This window comes from Microcystis sp. M44BS1 (assembly GCF_020244875.1).
Classification (GTDB): Bacteria; Cyanobacteriota; Cyanobacteriia; order Cyanobacteriales; family Microcystaceae; genus Microcystis; species Microcystis panniformis.
In genome coordinates this window covers 1-8,624 of the sequence record NZ_JADBVM010000181.1, presented here as the reverse complement: position 1 = coordinate 8,624, position 8,624 = coordinate 1, and the positions used below count along the sequence as shown (strand labels likewise).

Annotated in this window: 10 protein-coding genes; 4 read left to right on the top strand and 6 right to left on the bottom strand. The window is 39.8% G+C overall.

Going from position 1 to position 8,624, the window contains the following annotated elements; genetic code table 11:
• Positions 1–699 precede the first annotated feature (699 nt).
• A complete protein-coding gene (locus IM515_RS14610; RefSeq protein ID WP_287628876.1) occupies positions 700–1,125 on the bottom strand; it encodes a DUF29 family protein in 426 nt (141 codons plus the stop codon).
• Positions 1,126–1,513: 388 nt separating this feature from the next.
• On the opposite strand from IM515_RS14610, the gene IM515_RS14605 reads away from it, so the two are divergent.
• The 4 genes from IM515_RS14605 to IM515_RS14595 all read left to right on the top strand — a co-directional run bounded on the left by IM515_RS14605 (position 1,514) and on the right by IM515_RS14595 (position 4,426).
• The gene (locus IM515_RS14605) at positions 1,514–2,674 is read left to right on the top strand and encodes a PEP-CTERM sorting domain-containing protein (protein WP_287628875.1); all 1,161 of its coding nucleotides are present in this window, start codon (positions 1,514–1,516) and stop codon (positions 2,672–2,674) included.
• A gap of 360 nt (positions 2,675–3,034) precedes the next feature.
• Complete coding sequence (locus tag IM515_RS14600; RefSeq protein WP_287628874.1) at positions 3,035–3,325, top strand: DUF433 domain-containing protein; 291 nt, start codon at positions 3,035–3,037, stop codon at positions 3,323–3,325.
• 404 nt (positions 3,326–3,729) lie between these two features.
• Positions 3,730–3,816, top strand: coding sequence for a PEP-CTERM sorting domain-containing protein (locus IM515_RS25940; protein ID WP_071823541.1), 87 nt, complete (start codon positions 3,730–3,732; stop codon positions 3,814–3,816).
• 157 nt (positions 3,817–3,973) lie between these two features.
• The gene (locus IM515_RS14595; RefSeq protein ID WP_287628873.1) at positions 3,974–4,426 is read left to right on the top strand and encodes a DUF29 domain-containing protein; all 453 of its coding nucleotides are present in this window, start codon (positions 3,974–3,976) and stop codon (positions 4,424–4,426) included.
• Positions 4,427–4,806: 380 nt separating this feature from the next.
• Here the strand turns inward: IM515_RS14595 and IM515_RS14590 are convergent, their stop codons facing one another.
• The 5 genes from IM515_RS14590 to IM515_RS14570 form a co-directional block, all read right to left on the bottom strand.
• Entirely contained in the window at positions 4,807–5,745 is a 939-nt protein-coding gene (locus IM515_RS14590) for a hypothetical protein (RefSeq protein ID WP_287628871.1), read from the bottom strand.
• Between the two features lie 8 nt (positions 5,746–5,753).
• Positions 5,754–7,046: an IS110 family transposase gene (locus tag IM515_RS14585; RefSeq protein ID WP_287628869.1), complete on the bottom strand. Its 1,293-nt coding sequence runs from the start codon at positions 7,044–7,046 to the stop codon at positions 5,754–5,756.
• Positions 7,047–7,319: 273 nt separating this feature from the next.
• The gene (locus IM515_RS14580; protein WP_287628868.1) at positions 7,320–7,610 is read right to left on the bottom strand and encodes a hypothetical protein; all 291 of its coding nucleotides are present in this window, start codon (positions 7,608–7,610) and stop codon (positions 7,320–7,322) included.
• Between the two features lie 218 nt (positions 7,611–7,828).
• Positions 7,829–8,161, bottom strand: a complete 333-nt coding sequence (locus IM515_RS14575; protein ID WP_287628865.1) for a hypothetical protein — start codon at positions 8,159–8,161, stop codon at positions 7,829–7,831.
• A 50-nt stretch (positions 8,162–8,211) separates the two neighbouring features.
• On the bottom strand, positions 8,212–8,478 hold the full coding sequence (locus tag IM515_RS14570; RefSeq protein WP_287698040.1) for a hypothetical protein: 267 nt from the start codon (positions 8,476–8,478) through the stop codon (positions 8,212–8,214).
• Positions 8,479–8,624: the final 146 nt, after the last annotated feature.

Sequence of the window (8,624 nt, the reverse complement as noted above, 5' to 3'; positions counted from 1 at the left end):
TCTCGGCTGGTGAGAGAGAGTCTATCTTTCTCTAAAAAAATGGAGAATCACGTTGGGGAACCCTTTGGTATTTTATCCATGACTACAATGCACAGCAAAGCAAAGGATTAAGCCGCCATCACTACTACCGAATCACCACCTCAAGATGTTTACCGGTTTTCTCTAATACCTGTTTATCTGTCCATTCTAAAAGGGTTTGAATATCCATATAAGTAAGTGGTAGAACATTTAGATTGCTGGTTAAGATAAGGGAACTGATTTTAGTTTTCTTGTTTTTTTATCAGACTAATAATCATTTTACTTTCCTCTTTTCAGAGATTAATGTATTGCCTACGAACATTGTACCCCATAAAGTCGGGAAGGCCAAACTGTCATACCAAATCCGCCTTATAAAGTAAAGCTTGTAGTCATATTACTCGTAGGGTGCGCCCTTCAATAGCGTAACGCACCAATTTAATAATAGAGGTGGTGCGTTACGGCGAATTATTAATTTGGGTTTTTTGACTAAATTGATAGCCGCCTAACGCACCCTACACTCTACGGACTCGTAGGGTGCGCCCTTCAATAGCGTAACGCACCAATTTAATAATAGAGGTGGTGCGTTACGGCGAATTATTAATTTTGGTTTTTTGACTAAATTGATAGCCGCCTAACGCACCCTACACTCTGTCTGATTTGTTTCCGAATGTCATCTGTTACTTAATCGATTAATATCAATTCCAATGCTTGATTAATAATTTTATTTTTATCGATCATAGCCTCAATTTCTTCGGGTTTATATATACCCTCAAAAGCTTCTAATGCCGCTTGTCTTAAAGATGAAGAATAAGCATCATCTAAGGTTTCTTTTAATTCTTCTATTGTTAGATAATTTCCTCCAGTTTTACGTCGTTGATTAATGCGTTGAATCTGTCGAACAGAATTAGAAATAGAGGTTTCCCATGAGCGGGTACTGCGTTTTTCTGCTTGCTGTTTAATCAGATGTAATAGAACAATAATACTAAAGCTAAAAATCTTATTGAGCTTATCATCTTTGCTCATTTCTGTCATTTCCTCTACCAAGATTAAGGCATCGGGAACATTGCCAGCTAGTAATAGATTTTTTAACTCTAATAATTCTTCCATTTTTTGCCTTTTTTTACTGATTAACCTCTTAATTTAGTAATTTGTTCTGCATTTAAATTAACCCAAGTTGCTAGTTATAAGCTTCGCTAGTTCGATCCCCCTAAATCCCCCTTAAAAAGGGCGACTTTGAGTCTGTTTCCCTCCTTAAAAAGGGAGACTTTGAGTCTGGTTCCCCCCTTTTCAAGGGGGGCTAGGGGGGATCGAACCTAGAAATCAAATTTAGCCTTGTTTCATGAGCTTTGCCCTCCTTTATGCCACTAAATCCCACTTTATCCCACGAAAATTATTGTATCAGAAAATCCAAAATGGCCACAAATTCCCACAGACAAAACCAAAGTGAACATCTAGATTGTAAGAATCACTCAGTTTTTTGGAGTCTTATCAGGTTATGAACAAGATACTAGCTAATTGTATCAGCTTAGGGATCGGATTGGGTGCGATCGGGGTGGCTGTTCCGGCACAGGCCGCCTCTTTTCAGGGGTTAGGGGGCTTACCAGGTAGTTTCTCTAGCAGTGCTAATGGAGTATCAGCAGAAGGGTCTGTTGTTGTCGGGATAGGCAATAGTGCTAATGGTGATGAGGCATTCCGTTGGACACAAGGGACGGGGATGGTAGGACTAGGGGATCTATCTGGGGGTAGTTTCTCTAGCACTGCTTGGGAAATATCAGCGGATGGATCTGTTGTTGTTGGGATAGGCAATAGTGCTAATGGTGGCGAGGCATTCCGTTGGACACAAGGGACGGGAATGGTAGGACTGGGGGACTTATCTGGGAGTGATTTCTTTAGCATTGCTTATGGAGTATCAGGAGATGGGTCTGTTATTGTTGGTTACAGCCGGAGTGCTAATGGTAATGAAGCATTCCGTTGGATACAAGGGACAGGGATGGTGGCACTAGGGGACTTGTCTGGTGGTTTTTTCAATAGCATTGCTAGAGGAGTGTCAGCAGATGGGTCTGTTGTTGTTGGTTATGGCAGTAGTGCTAATGGAACTGAGGCATTCCGTTGGACACAAGCAACGGGAATGATAGGACTAGGGGAATTATCTGGGGGTGATTTCAATAGTATTGCTAGAGGAGTGTCAGCAGATGGGTCTGTTGTTGTTGGTCATAGCATGAGTGCTAATGGTCAAGAGGCATTCCGTTGGACACAACAGACAGGAATGGTAGGATTAGGGGATTTATCTGGAGGGATTTTCGGGAGTGGTGCATTAGGAGTATCAGGAGATGGGTCGATTGTTGTTGGTTTTGGCACAAGTGCTAATGGTAATGAGGCATTTATCTGGAATAGTAGCCAAGGGATGCGGAGCTTAAAACAGGTTTTAACCAATGATTATGGTTTAAATTTAACGGGTTGGACTTTGAGCCATGCGCGGGGAATTTCTGCTGATGGGTTAACGATTGTGGGTACTGGAATTAACCCTAGTGGTAATACTGAAGCTTGGATCGCTCGTTTATATCCGCAAAATAATCCATCTGTACCGGAGCCTAGTTCTATATTAGGGTTAGGCCTGTTTTCTTTGGTGGGTTTTTTAATTAAGAAACGGTCATAATCTAACCTAACTTTGATGGGAAAGTACATAAATTACCTATTTTGGCTCTTCGGTTTGTGTTATGCAATGGACGGGGGTTATAAGGGATGAAAACCTTATATAGAAAGGCATTTAGCGATTTTTGTCAATTGTTTTTGATCCAGAGCAAACTAATCAATTAAGTCTTTTGCTAGATAAGGATTTAGTCGATTTATGCCACCCTACCGAACCATACCAAGTAACGAAGAGCCCCTATTTTTAGCATTTCAATCAGTTAGCGTCTAAATCATTAGATAAAAGGGCATCCTCGAAAGGGGGGCTTTTTTGTTGTTCGGATGTATCGATCGAGCTACAATAAAAGGGAATTCTCTAGGCGAAAATATGGCTACAGGCATCGATATTGGTGAATTTATTGTGGCTAGTCCGGATATTTGTAATTCCTGTCCCCGGATCGCGGGAACTAGAATCACGATTCAAAGTTTAGTCATGGATCATAAAACGGGAATGAGTGCCGAAGCGATCGCTAGGGAGTATCCTCAGTTAAATCTGGCTCAAATTCATAGCGCTCTAGCGTATTATCACGCGAATAAAGAACAGATAGAGGCCGATATCGATGCTTACCGAGCCGATTGTGAAGACTGGGAATCCCGATATCGAGCCGGTGAATTATAATGAGTCAAATCCGTCTCTACCTTGATGAAGATGCGGGTCAACGCTCAGTCCTGGAAGCTTTGCGGAATCTGCGGTCAGTAAGGTATGGGACTTGCGCTTTGATAATGTACCTTTTGGGCGAACGCAGTTCGCCCCTACATTGTGGACAAAATCCGTTACTGTAGGGGCGCAATGCTTGCGCCCTCCGCTCGCTCAGGTTTGCTGATCACCCTAAGGGACTTGCGCTTTGATAATGTACCATCTGGCTGGTCTGGTTTTTCTACGGAGCGATTTTCTGGCTGGGATATTATTTCTACGCCAGTCCCTATAGTCATTTCAATTAAAATTGAGAATATTAATCCCAGAGTTCATAAGGGTTTTGTCGGTCTAGAGTGTATCAGACTTATCTGAAATGACTATAACTAATGATTTCGTTAGTACCGGAACCTAGTTCTATTTTAGGGTTAGGCCTGTTTTCTTTGGTGGGTTTTTTAATTAAGAAACGGTCATAATCTAACCTGACTTTGATGGGAAAGTCTATAAACTCCCTATTTTTGGGCATTTCAATCAGTTAGCGTCTAAATCATTAGATAAAAGGGCATCCTTAAAAGGGGGGCTTTTTTGTTGGTGTATAATGGCGATATATTCTGAAGGATTGAGGAATAACCGATGAGTCATGCCAGACAAAGTTTATCATCTATCTATGAAGAAGATTATCAGCAATGGCTAGATCAGACAGTTTTATTGTTAAAAAATCGTCAAGTTGATAGTTTAGATTATGAGCATTTGATTGAGGAGTTAGAAGCTTTGGGAAGGGAACAAAAAAATACGGTTGAGAGTTTAGTAATTCAAATCATACAACATCTTTTATTCTATCATTATTGGTCGAGCCAACGAGAAGATAATGAGCGACATTGGCGAGGTGAATTAATTGGTTTTCGGACTCAATTAGAATTAAGATTAACGACCAATCTCAGAAACCATTTATCTAATCGTCTCGATTATCTTTATGGTAAAGCCAGAAAAATGGCAGAGGTGAAAACGGATTTAAAATTACCCTCAGAGAATCCTTATACTTTAGCTGATATTTTAGACGAAGATTGGCTTCCTGAAATTATGTAAAGAATTCTTCAGATAATTTTAGCTAGGATGGAGCCTAGTTTTCTAAGATAATTATTAATTTAAAATCTTCACTTTTTGGATGCTTAGATCGTTGAGCCTATTCTAATTCATCCGTAGAGATTTAAGAGAATATAATCACCCCAAAATCAACCCGATTGCTTGGTAAATAATCGCATTGTATCACAATTTCTGCTAATTCGTTGACTCCATATTTTCCTTGAAAAGCCTCTAAAGTAGATTGTCCTAAAGCTAAATCATAAGCGTCTTTTCATGTCTATCGCAATTCTTCATCTGTTAAATAATATCCTGCCGTTTTCCGCCGTTTATTGCTTCTTTGAAGCTGTTTAAGCTAAGACGTATTTTAACCCAGCTTAATTAATTTATTCAGAGAGGAATCGTCTGATTAAATCTTCTCGTGAAGACTCCAATAATAAACGACTAGACTCCATCGGTGATAACTTGAGCAACTCATCAATAACTTTTATCAAAGACTCATCCAATTCCCCAAACCTCACTTGCATTAAATTTTCAATAATTTGTCGTTGTCCTTGTTGAAGTCCTTGTTGAAGTCCTTGTTGAAGTCCTTGTTGAAGTCCTTGTTGAAGTCCTTCCCGTTTAGTCGCCTCTTTCCACTCTAAATAAGATTGAGATAAAGCCATAAATACCTCCCTATCTTCTGATTCTAAAAGATTGTTAACTTCAACACTCACACGCCAACTAATCAATAATTCCATGACATTTTGACGGAAGGAATCGCCGGAAGGCAACTCAAGCAACTCTCTCACCGCTTGGCTTTGGGTTTTCCCCCTTCCCAACAATCTTAACAGTAAAGTGTCCGGGGTAATAGGTAACTGATTAATCGCTACAATTGCCGTTCGGTGAGAGGGAGATAAAAAGTAAATCCCTTCTGTCCAGTTTTCTAGTTCTAATTTAGCATCAAAACTCTCTAGGATGTGTAAACTGATAGAGGTAGCCAAAATCCATAATCTAGGTAATTCATCCTCATTTAACTCAGTTTTTTCCCGTTTCCCTTTCCGTTGAAGTTCAGCGAAAATCGAAAACAATTTTAAGATACAGTTGCGAATTTCCGTTCGATTGGGAGCATTGCGAAAAGGCTCAAGCAAAGTGCTTGTTGTCACCATTTGCCCTAAAAGACCCAAAGATTGAGCATTTCCCCCTGTATTAGGGTGAGGAGAGAAGAAAACATCCACCTGACGGGTTTCATCCGCCACTTCCTTGCTGACTTCCACCCTTCCCAGAGGAGAAAGCAATTCTTCTAGGTATTGTTTGGCAAATTGGTCGTGAGGTTGTCGAGTCATATCTTCAATCACTTTACTAAATTCTGTGTCAAAAGTTGATAAAGTAGCCTGGTCTCGTAAAACAGTAACCGACATAACCCATCTTTCCCCAAAGCTTTAAAGCTTGGTAGCTCTTGAGTGACTTGGGTTTTTTGCCCAGTTTTTTCGTTGCAAATAAAATAGGTGTGTTTTCGGGGATTTAGCCAAGAGTTCTTAAGTTTAGTCATAATCTCGGTTTTAGCGGGTTTATTTGGGCAAATACTCACCATTGCATGAGCATATAAGTGAGAGCGCATTAAGTCGGAACCCTTCCAAGACTTTTTAACCTTGTCCTGTTTTGCGGAGGTATCCCCTGAAATTTGATAGGAATATCCTAAACCTAGATAAGCCTGAAACTTTCTCAAGCTGATATCGTGATCACCTCTAAAATAAGGTTTCCCCTTAACTAAAAATCTTTCGATAGGGTAGCAATGTAAAAGCAGTAAGCTTTGAGTGATAGTACCAAAGCAAAATTGATTAAAGACTTGGCGATAAAGTTTAAACTGTTCTAAATCTAAAATATCTCTTAGCTCTTGTTCTTTAATCGAGATTCTAGTTTGATAGGTGATGATGTCATTCGCAAGTAATTGACTATATTCGCTAATTCCCGTCCCGGCTGTGGCTTTAATGCGCGGGTTTTTTATCAAACCGGCGATATGTCCTAACGTAGGATTACAGCCCTTAACCCCGATATACTCAAAGTCTTTTTGTGCAATCTCGGGAAATTCACAGCATAATCGCTGTCTAAGTTGGTTAATCAAAGAATTTTTGTTTTTATCAAGCTGTTCTCTTTCGTGAAAAGTCCGACGTAATAAATCGATCGAGTCATAGTCGTAATTATTTAAAAGCGGGGGATTGCCTAGATCATCTAACCCTGATTTGTCGAAATAAGTTAGGGCAATGGTTAGAGCGTCAAGATAATCATCTTTATTTTTAGTTTTAAAGTAGTGCTGCCGATTTATCTTGGTTTGTTGATGAGATATCCAATAAATATCTAATCCTAACTTTTTAGCGCAATTAACCCAAAAACTAGCGTACCAGTAACCCGTAGGCTCTAAAATTATAGCGTCAACTTCTAAAGATTTAATAATCTCGATCGCTTCAGCGTTGCACTCTAGCTTATAAGCTATCTCGTTAAGCTGAGTGTTTCCCTTAATTCGCGAGTATCCCTTGACAGGTTCTCCAATACTTTTCGAGTATTGTAGAGGGGAAACAGACGGAAATTCGCACAACAAAACCACGATAGCCCAGTTACGACTAACGTCTATGCCTAGTATTTTCATCGGTTATAATGGGAGTTAATTGGATTTAAAAAGAATTAGCCTTACGATACTCCCGTAGGGCTTTTTAAGCCCTATCTCACTTTAAAAGGCACAATTCTTAAAAGCCCTCGAAGCCTTACGATTGAAGTACAAGCTAATGCTTGAAATCTTAGAAAAAGGCACTCTTAGACTAGGATTAGGTTTGGACCCTAACCCCATCCCCTCGGCTGTAGCCGATAGGGTGCGATTAGGTTAAATAGATGTTTCTGTCGTAGCCGATAGGGTGCGATTAGGTTAAATAGATGTTTCTGTAAAAGGTTCTGTGTCTAAATGACTGTCGTCGGTTGATTGAGAATTATCATAGCCATAATCAACAGGGGGGTAATCAAACAAAGTCCCCCAGTTAACTGTCTCTGCTATAAGAACTTCTTTAAAAGCGTCATAGTCTTCCCCATCGATTGCCACTACGTTCCCGTCGGACATTTTTAAAATTAATTTATCTAGTTCTGGCTTGACAAAACAAACATGATCTAAATTAATCCAGTAAAATTGCCCTTCATCACTGCCATAATAAAAATTAGCCATTAGTTTCCTCTACATTGATAAAATTAAGATAATCCGTTTCTAATCGAAAACTTTGCCGATTATTCAGCACAGCGACGTAATTTTTAGCAGGGATTAAGTACGCTGAAAGAATCCCGCAATGAAGCTGATCAGGATATTCAACTAAAACAAAATCGATTAATTCGCTCAAGATTGCCTCTATGACCTAATCAGAGAAAGCCTCCGATAAGAAAGAAGTCCTAGTCTTTTGGTTTAATTGGCTTAATTGTGATAATTGACTCATTTTCTTTTTGCTTGCAATAAGAGATACTCTGCTTAATCTTGTTTGAGAGATCGTCAATTTCTCTTTTATAGGCTTTTATTTGCTTTTGCATTTTAGACACTTGTTCTCGATGTGACTTGAGATTGTCTAACCCGTCCGAGACAGGGATGGAAAATAAAGCCGTGTTTGCGAAACTTTCAGCAAACTCTAAATGCTGAGAACAAAAGCCTAGCAGTTTATTGATGATCAAGAGATAGTGGGATAGAAAATTATAAAATTCTACCCGCGCAAAAATTGTTTTTTTGGTCATTGGAATAATTGACTAATTTTTAGGGAGTAGCAAAAAATAAAATCACCCTATCAAAAAGGGACTAACTTGCCATTGTCAAACAGGTATGAGTTAACAGCAGGAGAATAGTAATTATCCTGATAGCTAAAATTAGCACGGTAACGCTGAGTATAATTAGGCAAATCTTGATTATCTTCATCATCCGGTTCATCCTCATCCGGTTCATCCGGTGGTACTGTGTCCCGGCTAGAGTCATCCTCATCGGGTAACAACGAGTCGATCAAATCCTCTAGCAACTTTGTGGGAGACATTCCCGCTTCTGCAGCCTTTTCCCGCAACTTTTCCCTTGACATCCTCACCGCCGTAAACGGACGGTGATTCCCAAACCTCACGATTTGGGTTTCTGCTTCTTTCCCTTGCGGGGTTCCGCACCTGCCTTAACAGATTTACTCTGTTCTGGTCTTATGGTCGCTCTACAGACTGA